This is a genomic window from Nocardioides kongjuensis, from assembly GCF_013409625.1.
Taxonomy (GTDB): domain Bacteria; phylum Actinomycetota; class Actinomycetes; order Propionibacteriales; family Nocardioidaceae; genus Nocardioides; species Nocardioides kongjuensis.
In genome coordinates, this window is record NZ_JACCBF010000001.1 from 918,023 (window position 1) to 935,383 (window position 17,361).

Genomic DNA, 17,361 nt, shown 5'->3' on the forward strand with positions numbered 1-17,361 from the left:
GCATGCACTTCGCCCGCCTTCCCGACGTCCGCGCCGTCCAGGACCCGAACGGTCCTGCCGTTGCCGACAGCAGGATCCACCTGACCAATGCCGACCTGCTCGCGGCCGTCCACGCGGCGGCCGAGCAGCTCGCCGAACTCGGCATCGGCAGTGGCGACGTGGTCGCCCTCAAGCTCACCAACCGCTTCGAGTTCGTCGTCCTCCTCTTCGCGGCCTGGCGCCTGGGGGCGGCGGTCACCCCGATCAATCCGGCCGCCACCGAGACCGAGACCGCGCACCAGGTCAGCGACTCGGCGGCGGGTCTGGTGGTCGTCGAGGACGATGCCGCCCCAGCGCTGGGCACGCCGACGCTGTCGGTCGACCAGGTGTGCCGAACGTCCACCCGGGCCCCGGGAGCGCCGCATCACGATCCAGCGGCGCTGGCCCTGCTGATCTACACCTCCGGCACCACCGGTGTCCCCAAGGGGGTGATGCTCGACCACGCCAACCTCGATGCCATGACCCGGATGGGACAGCAGGCCTACGACGTGACGCGGGCCGACCGATGCCTGCTGATCCTGCCGCTCTTCCACGTGAACGGCATCGTGGTCAGCATCTTGATGACGCTCCGCGCCGGCGCGACCGTGGTGATGGCCGAACGCTTCAACCCGACGACCTTCTTCGACGTCCTCGAGCGGGAGCGTCCGACGTTCTTCTCCGCGGTCCCGACCATCTACAACATGCTCGCGGCGCTCCCCGACGCCGTGCGTCCCGACACGTCCTCGGTGAGGTTCGCCCTGTGCGGTGCGGCACCCGCCTCCGCCGACCTGCTGGCCAGGTTCGAGCGACGTTTCGGGTTCCCGCTCATCGAGGCCTACGGCCTCTCGGAGGGCACCTGCGGCACCACCACGAATCCGATCGACGGCGTCCGCAAGGCCGGGTCTGTCGGGGTTCCGTTCCCGGGTCAGGAAGTTCGGATCCTCGACCCGTACGGGAACGCGCTCGGCCACGGACAGATCGGTGAGATCGCCGTGCGTGGCTCCAATGTGATGCGGGGGTACCTCGGCCGCCCCGAGGACACGGCCAACACCATCGTGGATGGCTGGCTCAGGACAGGCGACGTCGGACGGCTCGACGGTGACGGCTACCTGACCTTGGTCGGACGGTCGAAGGAGATGATCATCCGAGGCGGGGAGAACATCTACCCCAAAGAGATCGAGGACGTCCTCAACGGAGATCCTGCCGTTCTCGAGGCCGCTGTCATTGGCGTGCTCGACGAGAAGTGGGGCGAGGTCGTGGTTGCGTTCGTCGAAGCTCGCTCCGGTGCGACGGTTGATGCGGACGCGCTCAAGGCCCGCTGCAGGGAACGACTCAGTGGGTACAAGCGGCCGACGGCCATTCACATTCTCGAGTCGCTACCGAAGAACGCGGTCGGCAAGCTCGACAAGAAGGCGTTGGTCGACGTGCTGGCGGGAACCGGTGGGGCGCGCCGACCCGAGCACGCAGATCACGGCGACCGCCACGGCCGAAGATGACCGATGGCCCCAGGGGGAGACCCGGGGCCGACCCCAGCCGGCTTCTGGAGCCCACCTCCTCGGCTGGGGTCTCGGCCGACCCGATCCCGAGAGATCCAGAACCGCACGTCGACTGCTTCCGTACTACCCACGGCGGTTCGGTCCAGCCCCAAAGCGACGCCAGCAACTGTGGAGCGAACCCAAGCGGTCTACGTCAACTCCGGTGGGACTCGCCAGGCCTTCGTTCTGCCGCAATGATTCCACCGACCAACATCACGTTAGGTGGGAGATCGTCCACGCGTGTGCGATCCGGGATGGACCGGAGTAGCGTGGTGGAGTTCGGGGCCTGGCCGGGATAGCCAGTGTCTCCCTGGACCGGGAGGGCGTGATGATTGCATCTGATCCATCCGAGCCGGCGTTCCGGCCGACTGCGAGGGTTCCATTGCGGATCCTGCTCGACAATGGGTTTCCCTCGGGTCCGCTCGACGGCGCGTGGTGGCCTCAGTCGCGAGACCTCCAGGTCGAGTGTGCTGACTTGGTCGACCACCTCCCCGGCTTGGTAGGTCTGCCTTCCCGACTGCTCTTCTCCCGACCGGACTGGGACGCCGTCGCGGAGGGTGCTTCGGAGCGCATGATCACGGCGAGCCATGGCACCGTCGCAGTTGGCGCCTTTCCCACCGACGATACGCATCTGCTGATCGTCGTGACGTCCTCGGGGGAGCGTCTTCATCTGCTCGTGATTCCCAGCGGGACGGAGATCGATGTCGCTGAGGATCTGATGCGTCGAGCCGCTGACGAGCGGAACGTGAGTTCGGCAAGTGTTCTCCTCGAGACGGCGCGTAGCCACTTCGGTGGCGTTGTGCCCTTCGAGGTGGGTGTGTGGGAAGACGACGGCGGCGCTGGGGAGCGTGATCTCTCCTAGCCTCGGCAGGTCCCGATCTCCGGTGGCACGGTAGCCGTTTGCCGGGAGGACTTGCGAATGCCACGTTCAGTCGCGCTCCACCTCGTCGCGTCTGTTTCGGCGGAGCTTGAGACGCAGCTGGGTGATGCGACCGATCCCGACGACAGCCACTACGGCGCCTCCGCCGACGGCTGCGATCAGCATGGCGAGCCCGAGAGGGATCTGCCCGTCGGTGCCAAGGAACCGAACGTCGACGTTCGTCGAGTTCTGGAGCATGAAGATGATCAGCAGTAGGAGGAGTACGAGCGCGATGCCGACGGCGACCCAGGCAGCGCTGAGGCGGGTGGTGCGGGGCCGTCGTGGCCTGGCCGCCGGCCGGGGCTCGGGGTGCGTTGGGTTCCCGGTGGGTGGGGTCCGGTCGCTGCTGGGTGGCATGGGTCCGGTGGTCAAGGTCGGTCCTGTCCTAGGGGCTTCCTCATCCGGTTCACCAGGTCACCTGCTCGCTCGGGTCGCCCGGTTCGTTCACTGGCGATCGAGATCCAGGCGGTGGCGATGATCGCGGTCCACAGGAGGGCTCCGAGGATCCATAGCCATGTGGTCATGCCGGCAACCCCCGCGATGGGTTCCGGGGTGAGCTGGGTGGGCGCCAGGCTGCCCGGTGAGCGGCGCCGACGGCTGCGATCTGTGATTGCAGCTCGAGTTTGCTAAGGATCGACTTGACCTGGGTCCGCACCGTCGCGACCGCGACGACGTTCGTGCGGGCGATGTCTTGGACCGGGTCGCCGTTCATCAGTGCGCCGAGGACCTCTTTCTCGCATCGGGTCAGCCGGTCCAGTCGGGCTCGTATGGCCCGCGACTCGTCCCGGTCGGCGCGTGCTATCTCGATCAAGGTGGCGCGCTGTTCTCGGCTCATCAGGGGCAGACCGTCACGGACTCGTCGGGCGGTGTCCACCAGCTCCTTCAGCGAGCACGTCTTGTGCAGGACGTCCTTGGCGCCTAGGTGTATCGCAGCCCCCCATCGGGCCCGGTCGGTGGTGTCGGTCAGGAGCACCACTGTCGCCCCGGATGCAGACAGTGGGGCGACGAGTCGGAGTCCGTCGCCCACCGGCCCCAGGCGATGCTCGAGTAGTACGAGCCGTCCAGCGCCACGTAGTGCGGCGGCCAGCACGGTGGCCAGCGACGCGTGCTGCTCACCAGGGTCGATCACCGTGACGATGAAGCCCTCGGGGTCCAGTGCCATCGCGAGAGAGTCAGCGAAGAGAAGGTGATGGTCGATGACGGTGATCCGCACAGGTCGCCGGTTGTGGCCGTGCCGCACTGCCTCCGCGGTCGTCGCGCCGTGTCGCAGTGCGTGAGGGGGCGGAACGCGTTCTGGTTGTTGTGGGGATCGACCAGTTGTCGTCGGCGTTGGCTCCGACAGCTCCGACAGCTCCGACATGTGATTCCCCCTGGCGTTCCAACACGAAGAAACTCGCGGGGTCCAGGCGGGTCTGTATCGACCTTCATATCACCTCAGTTCACGGTGCGCTAGGAGCTCGCGGAGCGTCGGGTTCAAGGCAGGGTCTGTCCGGCGGGTGCGGAACTGGGTCGTGCCATCGCGATCAGGGACGGTGAGAAGTATCTACCCGACGGGCACTCCCGAGCAGCAGGAGGCGCGGCCTGCCAGTCTGGGCTCTGTCCGCTCGACCGCGCGGTTGGTCAGTCAGGCGTAGAGTGGTGGTGACTGCCCAGTTCCGGACCCTACCGGCGTGGAGCAGCCCGAGAGGCGGACGTCATGACGACGTCGAACAATCCCGTCCATGCTTCCTCGCCCGCGCGTGGTTCGTTGCGACTCCGGATGGTGGAGCACCCCGGACGAGACCGTGTGGATGGCGGATGGTGGCCTCGTAGCCACGACCTGGTGGTCGAGTTGGCCGATCTGGTCGACCACTTCCCGGCGCGGTTCGGCAAGGTGGGGTGGGTCTCGGTGTCGCGCCCGGATTGGGCCGTGGCACCGACGCGTGTCGCTGTCGCCGATGGCTATGTGAAGGTGGGTTGGCTTCCCCAAGCCGACGATCACGTCGTGAGGCTCAAGACAGCAGAGCGAGCCGTGTTCTACCTGCTCGTGGTCCCGCCCGACTTCACCGATGACCAGGGCGCGGAAGCTCTGCTGGCCGCGTCGACGCACGGAAACAAGCATTGCGCTGCGGACATTCTTGACCTTGTCACAGAACATCCCGATGTCGATCCTGCTGATCGGTGGACCGACAACGGCACGACATGGTGGGGGCCTCACGCCGTGGCGCCGTCATTCCGGTTGGGAAGGTAGCCCGTGTCCTATCTGATGCTTTACGGGAGCGGCTGGACCCAGCGGTGGAGGATCGCCGCGGGCATGGAGGACGACGTCCGGTCGCAGATCTCCCAGGTCGGCAACGAGACGACCGGAGTGCTGAAGGTCCTCGATCCTGGCTCGGACAACGAAGCAACACTGGTGGTGTCGTGGGCCCGGGTCGCGGCGGCCGTCGTCCTCGACACGGCGGCCGAGGAGACGAGGAGCTCGACTGGGCAGTACGCGTGAGGTGTGATCGATCGGTGCCGGGCGTGGTGATCCGGTGTAGACACTGGATGCGGTGATGAGCCGCGACGTTGCGGGCGGAGAGAACCGCTTTGACGAGCTGCCACCGATGAGCTGTCTCAGATGGTGGCTGTTTGGATCAGGTTCGCGCCGCGTCAGGAGCGGCGTAGGTGCTCCACGCTCAAGGTGCGGGTCACGACCTGGCGGGCGACGTCCTTGACCGGGTGGTTCTTGCGGCGGCTGTAGTCGCGCATCAACCGGAATGCTTGGTCGACGTCGATCTCGGCGCTTGCCATGAGCACTCCCTTGGCCTGCTCGATCAGGACCCTGTTGTCGAGTGCGGTCTGGAGTTGCTCGGCGATCAGCCCGGACTGGCGGACGGCGCGCTCCTGGAGGAGCCCGATGGTCGCGATGTCGGCGAGCGCTTGGCCCATGGCGACGTCGTCCTCGCTCAGGTGGGAGTCGCCCGCGCAGAACAGGTTCATCGCACCGACCACGGAGTCGCGTAGGCGCAGGGGGATCGCGTGGGCTGACGCGAAGCCGACCTCGGCGAGGGCTGTGCTGAACCGCGGCCACCGCTCCCGGGACTCGCCGCCGCCCACGTTGACGACCGGACGCGCGCTCTGGAGGCAGTCGAGGCACGGGCCCTCGTCGTTTTGCAGTTCGAGGAGCTCGAGGAGCTGGGCCCGGTCGCTCGTGGAGGCGACCACGTGCAGGACGCCGCGAGCGTCGGCCAGGATCACGCCGGCGGCATCGGCATTGAGCAACTCGACGCTCCGCTCGGTCAGGGTGGAGAGGAAGTCAAGCGTGTCGAACTCGTCGACGAGGGTGTCGGCGAGCTCGACGAAGACCTGCGCCAGCCTTTGCTCACTTGTCATGGTCTTCGCCTCCACTGTCGCGGACCAGGGCCTGGCGGGCCGTGTCTGTGTCAATCATCTTCGCTCTCCTCTGGGTGGATGCGCAGCCGTCCCGCGAGGACGTCGCGGGCAACGTCGAGCAGTGAGCGGTCTGCGGCGAAGGCGTGGGCGCGCAGGAGAAGCAGTGCCTCGGTCATGCCGACCGAGGCTTTGACGGAGAGGAAGCCCGTCGCTTGGTGGATCTCGGCGCGGTGGGCCACCGGAGCACCGAGGTCGGGGTGCAGGGCGTCGCGGGTGAGATCGACGGACGGGATCCGGTCCTGCAGATGGAGGAGCACGACGACGGCAGCGCCCCCGTAGGCCTGTGCGGCCGTCTGCTGCTGTACGTCGAGTCGGCCGGGGGTGGAGCGGTACATGCTCAGGCTGCCGAGCCGGACCCCGCCGACGCTGAGCGGGACCGCGGTGACGGCGCTGATCCCAGCAGCCAGCGCGGCCGGGGCGAAAGCCGGCCAGCGCAGCAGCACTCCGTCACCGAGGTCGTCGCTGCCGACCGTGCGGTCGTAGCGCGAGGCGTCGACGCTCGGCCCCTCGCCAAGATCGAACTGGATCTCCTCAAGACGGGAGGCGACGGCGCCCGACGTACCAATGACCGCCTGATGACCGGCCGCGTTCATGAGAGTCATCCCCACACCGGCCAGCCTGAGTGACTGTGCGCAGTCGATGCACAGCTCGTCGGTCAATGGCTTTCCGTCGCGGTGCCGCGCTCTGATGGCCGCGAGGATCTGCGTCGTCGTCGTCACGTCGTGCTCACCCCTCTGCCCTTAGGAATGCAGGGGTAGCCTCGACTAATAAGGCCACCTCGGACCCCGGCGGCGCGATCTGCGACATCCGGGAGTAGTCATGTCGACCAGTGATCCTCGAGGCGCGGTGCTCCGCAGCGACTACGGCGAGTTGGTGCGGGAGATCCGGCGACGGGGACTCCTCCACCCTAGACCTGCCTTCTACGCCCGACTCGGCGCCCTCGCCCTGGCGGCGCTCGCCGTCCTGGTGCTGGTCCTCTTCCTGCTGCGCGACTCGTGGTGGGCTCTCCTGCTCGCGCCCGCGTTCGGTGTCGTCTCGGCACAGATCGCCTTCCTCTCCCACGATGCCGCCCATCGCCAGATCGTCCGCGGCCGCCGGCTCACGACGGCGCTTTGCCTGACATTCGGCAACCTCCTCAACGGCCTCAGCTACGGATGGTGGACTGCCAAGCACGACGCGCACCATGCGCACCCCAACGACCTGGAGTCCGATCCGGACGTCGCCGCCGGCGTGTTCGTCTTCGGCGCGGACCAGGCGGGCGAACGCCGCGGTGGGCCAGCCTGGATGACCCGGCACCAGGCCGCCCTGTTCTTCCCGTTGCTCACGCTCGAGGGGTTCAACCTGCGGGCCGAGGGCGTACGCGCGCTGCTGCGCCCCGGCATAGCGCACCGATCGGCCGAGGGCCTGTTGCTGTTCGGCCACCTTGTGCTCTACCTGGCGCTCGTGGTCAGCGCCCTGACCTGGCTCCAGGCGATCGTGTTCGTGGTCGTCCACCAGGCGGTGCTCGGCGTCTACCTCGGCTGCTCGTTCGCCCCGTCTCACAAGGGAATGCCGGTGCCCACGGCGGAGGAAGCCGCGGACCCGCTGCTGCGCCAGGTGATCTGTTCGCGCAACATCCGTGGCGGCCCCTTCGTCGACCTGGCACTCGGTGGGCTCAACCTCCAGATCGAGCATCACCTGTTTCCTAGCATGCCGCGCCCCAACCTCAGGCTCGCCCGGCCGGTCGTGCGTCAGCACTGCCAGGCGCGAGGGATCCCCTATGCCGAGACGACCCTGCTCGCGTCGTACCGGCTGGCGCTGGGGCACCTCCACCAGGTTGGACTGGCCGCACCTGGAGCGTCAGCACCACGAGAGAAGGCAACCCCATGACCACCACCGACCGAGTTCCGCTGAGGATCTCGCTCAACCCCAGCTCGACCCGGCGTCTCGACGGGGCCTGGTGGCCTCAGTCGCGCGACCTCCAGGTCGAGTGCGCCGACCTGATCGACAACTTCCCGAGCAACATCGGCCGCCCGGCGCGCCTGCTGTTCTCCCGGCCCGACTGGGACGCCGAGCCCGACCGACCGTCCACCCGCCGGATCAAGGCTCAGCGCGGTTTCGTCAAGGTCGGCTCGTTCCCCGAGGACGACACCCACCTGGTGACCGTCATTCTTTCCTCGCGCGAGCGACTCGAACTGCTCGCGATCCCCAGCAGCACGCACACCGCGACCGCACGGACCCTGATGGACGCGGCCACCGACGAACGCAACATCCTCTCGGCCGCCGACCTGCTCGTCGCCGCGAGCGCCGGTCCCTCCAATAGGGGAGCGGAGTCTGAGGAAGCGACATGGGAGAACGAGGGCGGCACCCGCCCTCAAGCGACTTGACCGGGGCGTGGGTGCGCCGAGGCGAGGACTGACGCAAGGTCGTCCTTGGCGCCGACTCGAACGCGGCACGAGCTACCCCCTCCGGGCGAACACGCCCGAACCCGGCCCGGTGGACGAGCTTGCCGGCGCATACGCGCCGCGTCTCCTCAGCTATCCCGAGCAGATCGGCACCCAGCAGGCCGCTGTCCTGTACTCCGGGCGGAGGCAGCGTGGGCCGGCACGGCGGGGACCCTCGCCCTGCTCATTCCCACGTCGGTCTGGGTGTCCCAGGACGTCAGGATCGCGAGCGTCGTGAACGCAGGGCTCGTCGGGATGTTCCTCGTCCCGGGCTCCACGGGTCTCCTCCGCGGCGCTCGACAACCTGAGTGCCGCCATCGATGCGGGTCTCGGTGATCTCGGTTTCGCGGCCCACCCCAGGTGGCCGTGAGGACGCGACACCGCTCGTCGTGGCCGCGGCGAACAGGGCAGCCGGAGCGACGGGGGGCCAGTCGGCGCCGTCTCGGTGACCTGCTCCTCGAGATGACGATGGCCCCGGGGAGTCCGGGGCCATCGTTGATCGAATATGGGTAATTCGATCAATTTACGACCTAAATGTCGTAGTAGTGCGTGCTTCGGTCCGCTGACCTGCGGAAACTCGTTCTACGAGGCCTCGCGGGGTGCAGGCGGTACGCACTCCGACATGCTCAGTGCCTGGCTTCGGACGTGCATCCTGGACCGGGTTCGGGGCGCTGGTGGGCTCTCAGGCGGGTCGGGCCTGCGTGAGCTTGTCCCAGAGCGAGCCGGCGTTGAGGGTCTGGATGTGGTTCATCATGTAGCCCTGGCCGACGTCGACGGGGTACCGATCGGCGAAGTTCACCCGCTGGATCGTCTCCTCGCGGGTCCATCCCTGGGCGACGGCGTCGCTCACGGCCTGTACCCACTCCAGGAGGTTGGCCCGTTGGCGCGCGAGGTAGGGCTTGGTGACCACCTCGCCGTGGCCGGGCACGACCCAGTCGACGTCGAGCGCGGCGATGCGGTCCAGGGCGGTCAACCACTCGGTGACGTTGGAGCCCATGAGCCAGGTCTGGCACTCGGAGAAGATCGTGTCCCCGGTGAAGACGACCCGTTCCTCGGGGACGTGCACGGCGATCTGGCCGGGGGTGTGGCCCGGAGTGTGGAGCAGTTCGAAGGTGTGGTCGCCGACAGTGAGCGTGAGGTCGCCGGTGAAGGTGATGGTCGCTCGCCCGGGGTCGGCGAAGTAGGTCTCGCGGTCGGGGAAGATCGCCTCGCCGTCGGGGTCGTCGGTGGGCACCGCCTCGTGGGCGTAGTCGAAGGAGTCCAGTGAGGGGGTGACCTCCATGAAGTTGTCGGCCACGCCCTGGTGGTGGACGATCTCGCCGGTGCCGCGGAAGTAGTAGTTGCCGAAGATGTGGTCGACATGGTGCTCGGTGTTGATGACGTAGCGGATGTCGCCGTGGGACTCCGCCTCCTGGCGCATGGCGACTGCCTTGGTCGGCAGCTGCGGGGTGTCGATGACGACGACGCCGTCGCTGGTGAGGACCATGCTGGGGTTGCAGCCCCGGAGGGTGGTGTCGGTCCAGACGTTGCTGGTGACCTTCTGCATGAGTTGTTCGCTCCTTCTGGTGGCCGTGTGTGCGCTCAGCCGATGAGGACGGTTCGGACGTTGGTGAACTCCACCGCGCCGGCCTCGCCGAGCTCGCGGCCGTAGCCGGACTGCTTGACGCCGCCGAACGGCAGCCGGGGGTCGGAGGCGGTGGTGGCGTTGATGAACAGCGCGCCGGAGGCGATCCGCCGTCCCACCGCGAGCGCGCGTGCGGTGTCGGCCGACCACACGCTCGCCCCCAGACCGTACGGCGTGGCGTTGGCGAGCTCGACGGCTTCGTCGTCGGTGCCGAATCCGATCACTGCGGCCGCAGGGCCGAACGTCTCCTCGGCCATGACCGGCATGTCGAGGCTGACGGCACTCAGGACGGTGGGGGCGTACCAGGCTGGCCCATTGTCCAGGTGGTGGCCGCCGGTGAGCACCTTCGCGCCGAGCGCGACGGAGTCCTCCACTTGCCGGGCGAGCTGCTCGGCGAGGTCGGCGCGGGCCATGGGGCCGATCCGCGTGGACTCAGAGGCGGGGTCGCCGATCTCGAGCTCGGCGACGGCGTCGGCGAAGCGGCGTGCGAATTCGTCGACGAGGGAATCGTGCACGATGAAGCGCTTCGCGCACAGGCACGACTGGCCGGTGTTGAGGAAGCGTCCGGCGACGGCCTTGGGCACAACGGTGTCCAGGTGGGCGTCTTCGAGGACGACGAACGGATCGGACCCGCCCAGTTCCAGCAGGCTCTTCTTGGCTGCCCGGCCCGCGCTCGCCGCGACGGCGGAGCCGGCCCGGTTGCTTCCCGTGAGCGTCACGGCGGCGACGCGGTCATCGCTGATGATCCGGTCGACGGTCTTCGGGACGTCGGGCTCGGCCACGACCAGCGTGCGGAACGCGTCGGCGGGCAGGCCCGCGTCGCGCAGGACCTGCTCGATCGCCAGCGCGGTGCCGGTGACGTTGGGGGAGTGCTTGAGGAGCGCGCTGTTGCCGGCCATGAGGGTGGGGGCGGCGAACCGGAACACCTGCCAGAACGGGAAGTTCCACGGCATGATCGCCAGCACCACGCCCAAGGGCTCGTGGGTCACCCAGCTGCGGGTGCCGGAGGCCACGACCTCGCGGTCGGCGAGCACCACAGGCGAGGTGTCCGCGTAGTACTCGCACACCCAGGCGCACTTCTCGACCTCGGCGAGCGCCTCGGTGATCGGCTTGCCCATCTCGGCGGTGGCCAGCGCCGCGAGTTCGTCGGCGCGGGCCCGCAACAGCGAGGCGGTGCCCCGGAGGATGACGGCCCGTTGCTCGATCGGCACGGCGGCCCACTGCACCTGCGCGCTCGCGGTGCGCTCGAGGATGTCGTCGATCACCTCGGGCGTCATGGGGTCATAGGAGGCGAGGGGCTCTCCGGTGGCGGGGTTGATCGTGGTGATCGGGTCAGCAGCCACGACGCACCGTCCTCTCCAGAACTCGGTTCTTGCCGTACAGGTAGCCGATGACCAGGCCGGCGAGGCCGACAAGGGCGGGACGGGCCACGTTCTTGACCGCGTCCGAGCCCAGAAGCAGGCCCATGGCGTCGAGGCCGTCGTCGTTGGGGGTGAAGGCCGGCGCCGTGGCCGCGGCGGTGGTCGGGCCCGCGGTCGCGTGACTGCTCGCTGCGGGCGTGATGGCCGGGGTGGGCGTGGCGGTGGCGCCGGCGCTGATCATCTGGGACAGGTTGTCGGCGAACTGGGCCAGCATCCGGTTGCTGACGTCCTTCATGACGCCGCCGCCGAACTGGGCGGCCTTGCCGGTGACGTTGAGGTCGGTGACCACGTGCACACCGGTCGTTCCGCCCTGCTCGGTGAGTGCGGCGGTCACGGTGGCCTGGGCGCCGCCGTTGCCCTTGGCGTCACGGCCCTGCGCGCGGATCACCGCTCGTCGGGCTTCGGGGTCCTTCTCGATCAGCTCGCCGTCGCCGCGGAAGGTCATGGAGATCGGGCCGAGCTTGATCTTCATCCCGCCTTCGAAGCTGTCGCCGTCGACGGAGGTGATCACCGCTCCGGGCATGCAGGGCGCGATGCGCTGGACGTCGACGAGCAGGTCGAAGGCCTGGTCGGCGGGGACGGGGACGGTGAAGTCGTGGACGAGCTCCATGGGTGCCTCTCTTGGCTCGTGGGTTCGCGGGGCGGTCAGGTGCGGTCGCCGGGCAGGTCAGCGAGGGGGTCGAAGGCCTGGATCCGGGGCGTGTCGGATCCGGTGAGCGTGATCTGGACTCCGGTGACGTAGGCGGGTTCACCGGAGTCGGCGCCGGTGGCGTGGTGGAGCACGGCGCGCAGCACCGGCGAGTGGGTGACTCCGATGACGGTGGTCGAGCTCATCGGTCCGGGATCGGTCAGGCTCGCGGCGAACCGGAGCAGGCGGGTCGCGACGTCGTGTGCGGTGTCGCCGGGAGGGTTGGCGTCGCGCAGCCACCAGCCGATGCGGTCGGTGTGCGAGATGAAGGTGGACCACCACTCGCTGGCCTCGGCCTCGGTCTCGGTCATCCCCGGGATCTGCTCCGCCAGCGCAGCGTGGGAACTGACCATGTTGACGCGTGTGCCGGCGAGGTAGAGGTCGGGATTGCGCAGCGCGAAGCTCTCGACGGGCTCGCCGGTGCGGTCCTGGTCGCCGATGCCGCGGCAGAGAGCCTCGGCGGTCTCGCGGGTTCGGCGGGTCCCGCCGAACAAGACGGTGAACCGGCCGTCGATCCCGCCCAGCACCTTGCCGGTGCGCTCCGCGTGGGTCAGGCCGGGCTCGGTCACGGGGACGTCTCCGCGGTGGGAGGCGACCTCCCCGTGGCGCAGGAGGACCAGCCGCGCGGCTCGGGTCACCGTCTTGTTCGAGGACATGCTCATGACGCTGGGCGTTCTCAGACGTCGATGGTGGTGTAGGTCTTGACGGCCCGCTCCTCGAGGTACTCCAGGATGTAGCCGAAGACCTTCTCCTGGAAGTGCGGGGTGGCCTTGTGGGCTTCGTAGGCCGCCTCGTCGACGTACTGCTCGTAGAGGAAGAAGACGCGTGGCTCCTCGGGGTTGACCTGGGCCTGGTAGAAGAGGTTGCCCTCCTCGGCCCGGGACGGCGGAGTCATCTCCTTGATGACGTCCTCGACGCGCTTCTCCTCGCCTTCCTTGGCCGTCCAGGTTGCGGCGACGACGAATGCCATGGTGTTCCTCTTTCCGTTTTCTATTTCTTGGTGGGAATCGTGGGCCGCGCCGGGTGCGGGCGGCGGTGGTTGGGCGGGTCAGGTGGGTCGCTGTCCGACGCGGTTGCGGAGGATGCCGATGCCGCTGGCTTCCATCTCGATGAGGTCGCCGGGCTGGACCCAGCGGTCGAGCTCGAGGCCGGATCCGCCAGTGGCTGTGCCGCTGCCGAGGACCTCGCCGGCGCGCAGGGTCAGGTCCTGTGAGGTGTAGGCGATCATCGCCTCGAAGGTGTGGTGCATGTCCTTGGTGTTGGTGCCGCCCCAGCGTTCCCCGTTGATGCGGACCTCGAGGTCGACGTCGTGGGGATCGAGTTCGTCGGCGGTGACGATGCAGGGACCGAGGATGTTGGAGCCGTCCCAGTCCTTGGCCTTGCACGGCCCCATCCCGACGGGCAGCTCCCTGGTCTGCACGTCCCGGGCCGACATGTCGTTCCAGATGGTGTAGCCGAACACGTGGTCCAGAGCCTGGGCTTCGGTGATGCCGCGTCCCGGTCGTCCGATGATCGCGGCGAGCTCGAGCTCGTGATCCAGCTTCTCGGTGTACGAGGGCCACGGGATCTCTTCGTCGGGCCCGATCACGGTGTCGGGGAGGCCCTTGTAGTGAGCCGGCACGGAGTACCACTCCGAGGGGATCTCCTTGCCGAGGCCGGCGAACGCGTTGATCAGGTGGCCCTCGAAGGCGAGGAAGTCGCGAATCGTCCGCGGCCGCAGGGGGGCGAGCAGGCGTACGGCGCCCACCTCGCCGGCCTTGCGGGTCTGGCCGTGGGGTGCGCCGGCCTCGATGAAGGCGACCATGTCGCCCTCGAAGCCGACGTCGACGACCTCGCCGTCGTCGAGGTATCCGATCCGGGCCCTGGTGGGGGTGTCGGCGTAGGTCACATACTTCATCGGGCGGCCTCCTCGATGGCGTCGATGATCTTCAGGTAGCAACCGCAGCGGCACAGGTTGCCGCCGAGGCCTTCGCGAATCTCGTCCCTGCTTCCGGCGCGGCCGGACTCGACCATGTCCTTGGCGGTCAGCACCATCCCGGGGATGCAGTAGCCGCACTGGAAGGCGTGGTTGCGGTCGAAGCAGGAAACGACGGTGTCGTCCTCGGGCAGGCCCTCGACCGTGGTGATCTCGCGTCCGACGGCCAGGGGCGCCATGAGGATGCAGGAGGAGACCGGCTGGCCGTCGAGCAGGACCGTGCAGGTGCCGCACAGGCCCACACCACAGGTGGCGCGCGGACCGGTCAGTCCGACCTGCTCGCGCAGCACCTCGACGAGCATCGTCTGCGGTTCGGCGTCGACCTCCACGGTGCGGCCGTTGACCCTCAGGGTCAGGTCCATGACTCCTCCTCGGAGGTGGTGGCGTCGAGCACACGCTCGGGGGTCATCGGCAGCCGGCGTACGTCGTAGCCGAGTGAGGCGACGGCGTTGCCGATGGCCGGCGGCACCGGAGGCACGGCGGTCTCGCCGAGCCCGTGGACCTCGGCGCCCGGGATCTCCATCACCCGGTGCCGCAGCGAGGCAACGTCGAGCGCGGAGGCGATGTTGTAGTCCGACAGGTTCGGGTTGGTCATCTGCCCGTTGGCGAACTGGAGCTCCTCGAACAGCGCGCTGCCGAGAGCGAGGATCATCGAGCCTTCCTGTTGCAGTTCGGCGCCGTGCGGGTTGACGACCTTGCCTGCGTAGGAGGAGGCGAACAGCGTCTTCAGGCTGATCACGCCGGTCTCGGGATCGACGTCGAGGTCGGCCGCTGCCGAGCCCTGGTGCCAGTGGGAGGAGGCGATGCCCTGGCCGGTGTCGGGGTCGAGACCGCCTTCGTTCTCGGCGTATCCGTGGCCGATCCGGCCGTGGACGAGGAGGTCCCTTGCCGCGTCGGCGAGGGCACGACTCATCATGTGCGTCGATCGGCTCGATGTGGTCCGGGTGTCGTAGGGGACGCGGTCGGTGTCCGGGGTGCACACGACGATCTGGTCGACGTCGCACTTGAGACTCTCGGCGGCCAAGCGGGTCAGCATCTCGCTGGCGCCCTGCCCGATGTCGGCGGTCGCGGCCTGGACCTCGTACCGTCCGTCGGGGAGCAGCTCGATGCGGGCCTCGGCCTTGCTCGGGGTCTGCATCCCCTTGAGCATGATCGCCACGCCCTTACCGGTGCGGTCACCGTCGGTCGACCATCCCACTGCCTGCGCCGCGTCGTCGAGCAGATCCTCGAAGTGGACGTCGTGCATGACTTCGCCGGTGCAGAACGTGTCGCCCTCGCGCAGCAGGTTGCGTCGGCGCAGCTCCACCGGGTCCATCCCCAGGCGCTCGGCCAGTAGGTCGACTGCCCGCTCGGAGGCCCATACCGACTGCATCGCCCCGAATCCGCGGTAGGCGCCGCCGGGCGGGAGGTTGGTGTAGATGCAGTAGGAGTCCACCGCGACGTGGTCGAACCGGTAGGGCCCGACACCGGCGTATCCCATCTTCTGCGCGACGCCGGGGCCGCAGTCGGCGTAGCCGCCTGTGTTGACGTAGTTCCACATCCGCTTGGCCACGAACGTGCCGTCGCGCTTGGCGCCGAGCTTCACCCGGACCGTGGCCGGATGGCGGGTGACCTCGTTGAAGACCTCGTCGCGGTCCAGGACGCACCGGACGGGGTGGCCGACGACCTTGGCCGCCGCGGCAGTGAGGGCCTCGGTGCGGATGAAGGTCTTGGCTCCGAAGGCGCCGCCCATCGGTGGGGCGACGACGCGGACGTCCTCGGCGGGGAGCCCGAAGATCGTGGCCAGGTCCTGACGGATGTTGAAGGGCGTCTGGGTGCCGGTGATCACCTCCAGGCGTCCGTCGGTCCATTGGGCGCTGGTGGCGTGCGGCTCCATCGGGACGTGCGCCGCGGCGGGGGTGTGGAACACCTCGTCGACGATCACCTCGGCGTCGGCGAACGCGTCGGCCAGTGCCTCGTCGGCGTCGTCGAGCGTGCGCACCAGGTCGGGTTCCGCACGGCCCTGCAGCTGCGGGGTGCGGATCCGGAACCGGTGACACACGTTGGTGCCGTCCTGGGGGCGCATGTCGAAGTAGGCCGAGTCCGACTCGGAGGTGTGGTGACGTGCGTGCACGAGCGGAGCGTCCGCGGCGATGGCGTCGAGGTGGTCGAAGACCGGGGCGTGCTCCTCGTAGCTGACCTCGACCAGGGCCGCGGCGACTCGGGCGTCGCGTGCCGTGGGCGCCACGACGAGCGCGATGGGGTCGCCGACGAACTTCGGTTCGCGGGTCAGGACCGTCTGGTCGGCGATCTGGCAGCCGAAGCCCGAGAGGTCGTCGAGGTCGTCGGGGGTGATGAAGGTGACGTCGTCGTCGAGGAGAGCGGTCTGGAACCCGGTCACCTTGCCGGCCGGCACGCTGGAGCGGATGACGCGCAGGTGCCACTCGCCGGGGATGCCGGTGTCGATGGAGTACCTGATCTGGGCGGTGATCCGTGGGTTGATGCCGACGACGGCCGAGCTGGCGCCCGCGGGCGTGGTCTTCTGGATCTCGCTCATGACGCCACCGCCATCAGGGCGCGGGCGACCTCGACGGCGACGACCCGACGCCGGTAGGCCGCCGATCCACGGTTGTCGTCGATGTAGTCGATGCGCGCGGCGTACTCCGTGCCGATCTCTCGTGCGTTCTGCTGGCTCCCGGGCTGCCAGGTCTCGCACACGTCGGGGAAGTAGTGCGGCCGGTCGCTGACCGCGCCGACGACCACCCGGACTCGATCCCGCCGGACGACGGCCGCCACTGACGAGGCGGGACGGTCCTCCTGGGAGCGGGTGCGGAGCTTGCGGTAGACCGCCTTGCCCGCCGGCCGGGGCACGACGACACGGGTGATCAGCTCGTCCTCCTCGAGTGTGGTCGCGTAGTGGCCCACGATCAGCTCCGAGACGGGGATGCGGCGGGTGCCCCTGAGGCTGGCGACCTCGGCGACCGCCTCGGAGGCGACCAGCATCGAAGGCGGGTCCGAGGCGTAGTCGGCGTCGGCCAGGACCCCACCCATGGTGGCGACGTTACGGATCCGCGGGCTGGCCACCGCCTGGAAGGCCGCGGCCACTCCCGGCCAGATCCCACGCACCTGGTCGTCGAGCTCGAGGCGCCGGTGGGTGACCATCGCGCCCACCGACAGGTCCCCGGCGTGGCCGAGACGAGTGAGCTCGCCGACCTTTTGCAGGGAGATCCAGTCGTCGGCCTCGACCAGGCCCTGGCGCACGAGGATGCCCAGGAAGGTGCCGCCCGCGACGATCGGTGCGTCCGGCTGCTCTGCGCGGAGCCGGAGCACCTCGTCGACGGTGGTCGGCGTGTGCCAGGTCATGG

Annotated in this window: 19 protein-coding genes; 6 read left to right on the forward strand and 13 right to left on the reverse strand. The window is 68.7% G+C overall.

All coding sequences use genetic code 11. The features are described 5' to 3' along the window. Positions 1-2: 2 nt before the first annotated feature. Entirely contained in the window at positions 3-1,514 is a 1,512-nt protein-coding gene (locus tag BJ958_RS04335; protein WP_179729980.1) for a class I adenylate-forming enzyme family protein, read from the forward strand. Between the two features lie 367 nt (positions 1,515-1,881). Then, positions 1,882-2,415, forward strand: a complete 534-nt coding sequence (locus BJ958_RS04340) for a DUF5994 family protein (RefSeq protein ID WP_246319004.1) — start codon at positions 1,882-1,884, stop codon at positions 2,413-2,415. Between the two features lie 66 nt (positions 2,416-2,481). Here the strand turns inward: BJ958_RS04340 and BJ958_RS04345 are convergent, their stop codons facing one another. Continuing rightward, on the reverse strand, positions 2,482-2,844 hold the full coding sequence (locus BJ958_RS04345) for a lipopolysaccharide assembly protein LapA domain-containing protein (protein WP_218865598.1): 363 nt from the start codon (positions 2,842-2,844) through the stop codon (positions 2,482-2,484). A gap of 148 nt (positions 2,845-2,992) precedes the next feature. After that, complete coding sequence (locus BJ958_RS28945; protein ID WP_179725708.1) at positions 2,993-3,685, reverse strand: LuxR C-terminal-related transcriptional regulator; 693 nt, start codon at positions 3,683-3,685, stop codon at positions 2,993-2,995. Between the two features lie 483 nt (positions 3,686-4,168). On the opposite strand from BJ958_RS28945, the gene BJ958_RS04355 reads away from it, so the two are divergent. Both BJ958_RS04355 and BJ958_RS04360 read left to right on the forward strand, forming a co-directional pair. Further along, the gene (locus tag BJ958_RS04355; RefSeq protein WP_179725709.1) at positions 4,169-4,702 is read left to right on the forward strand and encodes a DUF5994 family protein; all 534 of its coding nucleotides are present in this window, start codon (positions 4,169-4,171) and stop codon (positions 4,700-4,702) included. Between the two features lie 63 nt (positions 4,703-4,765). Then, positions 4,766-4,951, forward strand: coding sequence for a hypothetical protein (locus BJ958_RS04360; RefSeq protein ID WP_179725710.1), 186 nt, complete (start codon positions 4,766-4,768; stop codon positions 4,949-4,951). A gap of 152 nt (positions 4,952-5,103) precedes the next feature. On the opposite strand, the gene BJ958_RS04365 is transcribed toward BJ958_RS04360, so the two are convergent. Next, complete coding sequence (locus tag BJ958_RS04365) at positions 5,104-5,826, reverse strand: GAF and ANTAR domain-containing protein (RefSeq protein WP_179725711.1); 723 nt, start codon at positions 5,824-5,826, stop codon at positions 5,104-5,106. 50 nt (positions 5,827-5,876) lie between these two features. Continuing rightward, positions 5,877-6,605 (reverse strand): ANTAR domain-containing protein, encoded by a 729-nt coding sequence (locus BJ958_RS04370; protein ID WP_179725712.1) that lies wholly within the window; start codon positions 6,603-6,605, stop codon positions 5,877-5,879. Positions 6,606-6,732: 127 nt separating this feature from the next. On the opposite strand from BJ958_RS04370, the gene BJ958_RS04375 reads away from it, so the two are divergent. Together BJ958_RS04375 and BJ958_RS04380 are read left to right on the forward strand one after the other, a co-directional pair. Continuing rightward, complete coding sequence (locus tag BJ958_RS04375; protein ID WP_343052560.1) at positions 6,733-7,755, forward strand: fatty acid desaturase family protein; 1,023 nt, start codon at positions 6,733-6,735, stop codon at positions 7,753-7,755. After that, the gene (locus BJ958_RS04380; RefSeq protein WP_179725714.1) at positions 7,752-8,252 is read left to right on the forward strand and encodes a DUF5994 family protein; all 501 of its coding nucleotides are present in this window, start codon (positions 7,752-7,754) and stop codon (positions 8,250-8,252) included. The genes BJ958_RS04375 and BJ958_RS04380 overlap by 4 nt, the downstream gene beginning before the upstream one ends. Before the next feature lie 739 nt (positions 8,253-8,991). Here BJ958_RS04380 and BJ958_RS04385 read toward each other — a convergent pair. The 9 genes from BJ958_RS04385 to BJ958_RS04425 all read right to left on the reverse strand — a co-directional run bounded on the left by BJ958_RS04385 (position 8,992) and on the right by BJ958_RS04425 (position 17,359). Next, positions 8,992-9,855: an MBL fold metallo-hydrolase gene (locus BJ958_RS04385; RefSeq protein ID WP_179725715.1), complete on the reverse strand. Its 864-nt coding sequence runs from the start codon at positions 9,853-9,855 to the stop codon at positions 8,992-8,994. Positions 9,856-9,890: 35 nt separating this feature from the next. Then, positions 9,891-11,276, reverse strand: a complete 1,386-nt coding sequence (locus BJ958_RS04390) for an aldehyde dehydrogenase family protein (protein WP_179725716.1) — start codon at positions 11,274-11,276, stop codon at positions 9,891-9,893. Further along, positions 11,266-11,964 carry an SRPBCC family protein gene (locus BJ958_RS04395; protein ID WP_179725717.1) on the reverse strand — a complete coding sequence of 233 codons (699 nt, stop codon included), beginning with the start codon at positions 11,962-11,964 and terminating at the stop codon, positions 11,266-11,268. The genes BJ958_RS04390 and BJ958_RS04395 overlap by 11 nt, the downstream gene beginning before the upstream one ends. Positions 11,965-11,999: 35 nt before the next feature. Continuing rightward, entirely contained in the window at positions 12,000-12,698 is a 699-nt protein-coding gene (locus BJ958_RS04400; protein ID WP_179725718.1) for a phosphoglycerate mutase family protein, read from the reverse strand. A gap of 20 nt (positions 12,699-12,718) precedes the next feature. Further along, positions 12,719-13,012 (reverse strand): putative quinol monooxygenase, encoded by a 294-nt coding sequence (locus BJ958_RS04405; protein ID WP_179725719.1) that lies wholly within the window; start codon positions 13,010-13,012, stop codon positions 12,719-12,721. A gap of 78 nt (positions 13,013-13,090) precedes the next feature. After that, positions 13,091-13,939, reverse strand: coding sequence for a fumarylacetoacetate hydrolase family protein (locus BJ958_RS04410; protein WP_179725720.1), 849 nt, complete (start codon positions 13,937-13,939; stop codon positions 13,091-13,093). After that, complete coding sequence (locus tag BJ958_RS04415) at positions 13,936-14,379, reverse strand: (2Fe-2S)-binding protein (RefSeq protein WP_179725721.1); 444 nt, start codon at positions 14,377-14,379, stop codon at positions 13,936-13,938. The genes BJ958_RS04410 and BJ958_RS04415 overlap by 4 nt, the downstream gene beginning before the upstream one ends. After that, entirely contained in the window at positions 14,370-16,553 is a 2,184-nt protein-coding gene (locus BJ958_RS04420; protein WP_179725722.1) for a xanthine dehydrogenase family protein molybdopterin-binding subunit, read from the reverse strand. Before BJ958_RS04420 ends, BJ958_RS04415 begins: the two co-directional genes overlap by 10 nt. Next, a complete protein-coding gene (locus tag BJ958_RS04425) occupies positions 16,550-17,359 on the reverse strand; it encodes an FAD binding domain-containing protein (protein ID WP_179725723.1) in 810 nt (269 codons plus the stop codon). Before BJ958_RS04425 ends, BJ958_RS04420 begins: the two co-directional genes overlap by 4 nt. Between the last annotated feature and the right edge of the window lie 2 nt (positions 17,360-17,361).

What these genes read in the sequence shown, in the direction of transcription:
- BJ958_RS04360 (WP_179725710.1), top strand. Translation starts at nt 4,766, where the DNA reads ATGGAGGACGACGTCCGGTCGCAGATCTCCCAGGTCGGCAACGAGACG.
- BJ958_RS04365 (WP_179725711.1), bottom strand. Translation starts at nt 5,826, where the DNA reads ATGACAAGTGAGCAAAGGCTGGCGCAGGTCTTCGTCGAGCTCGCCGAC.
- BJ958_RS04425 (WP_179725723.1), bottom strand. Translation starts at nt 17,359, where the DNA reads ATGACCTGGCACACGCCGACCACCGTCGACGAGGTGCTCCGGCTCCGC.
- BJ958_RS04415 (WP_179725721.1), bottom strand. Translation starts at nt 14,379, where the DNA reads ATGGACCTGACCCTGAGGGTCAACGGCCGCACCGTGGAGGTCGACGCC.
- BJ958_RS04395 (WP_179725717.1), bottom strand. Translation starts at nt 11,964, where the DNA reads ATGGAGCTCGTCCACGACTTCACCGTCCCCGTCCCCGCCGACCAGGCC.
- BJ958_RS04410 (WP_179725720.1), bottom strand. Translation starts at nt 13,939, where the DNA reads ATGAAGTATGTGACCTACGCCGACACCCCCACCAGGGCCCGGATCGGA.
- BJ958_RS04400 (WP_179725718.1), bottom strand. Translation starts at nt 12,698, where the DNA reads ATGTCCTCGAACAAGACGGTGACCCGAGCCGCGCGGCTGGTCCTCCTG.
- BJ958_RS04335 (WP_179729980.1), top strand. Translation starts at nt 3, where the DNA reads ATGCACTTCGCCCGCCTTCCCGACGTCCGCGCCGTCCAGGACCCGAAC.
- BJ958_RS04380 (WP_179725714.1), top strand. Translation starts at nt 7,752, where the DNA reads ATGACCACCACCGACCGAGTTCCGCTGAGGATCTCGCTCAACCCCAGC.
- BJ958_RS04420 (WP_179725722.1), bottom strand. Translation starts at nt 16,553, where the DNA reads ATGAGCGAGATCCAGAAGACCACGCCCGCGGGCGCCAGCTCGGCCGTC.
- BJ958_RS04355 (WP_179725709.1), top strand. Translation starts at nt 4,169, where the DNA reads ATGACGACGTCGAACAATCCCGTCCATGCTTCCTCGCCCGCGCGTGGT.
- BJ958_RS04405 (WP_179725719.1), bottom strand. Translation starts at nt 13,012, where the DNA reads ATGGCATTCGTCGTCGCCGCAACCTGGACGGCCAAGGAAGGCGAGGAG.
- BJ958_RS04385 (WP_179725715.1), bottom strand. Translation starts at nt 9,855, where the DNA reads ATGCAGAAGGTCACCAGCAACGTCTGGACCGACACCACCCTCCGGGGC.
- BJ958_RS04340 (WP_246319004.1), top strand. Translation starts at nt 1,882, where the DNA reads ATGATTGCATCTGATCCATCCGAGCCGGCGTTCCGGCCGACTGCGAGG.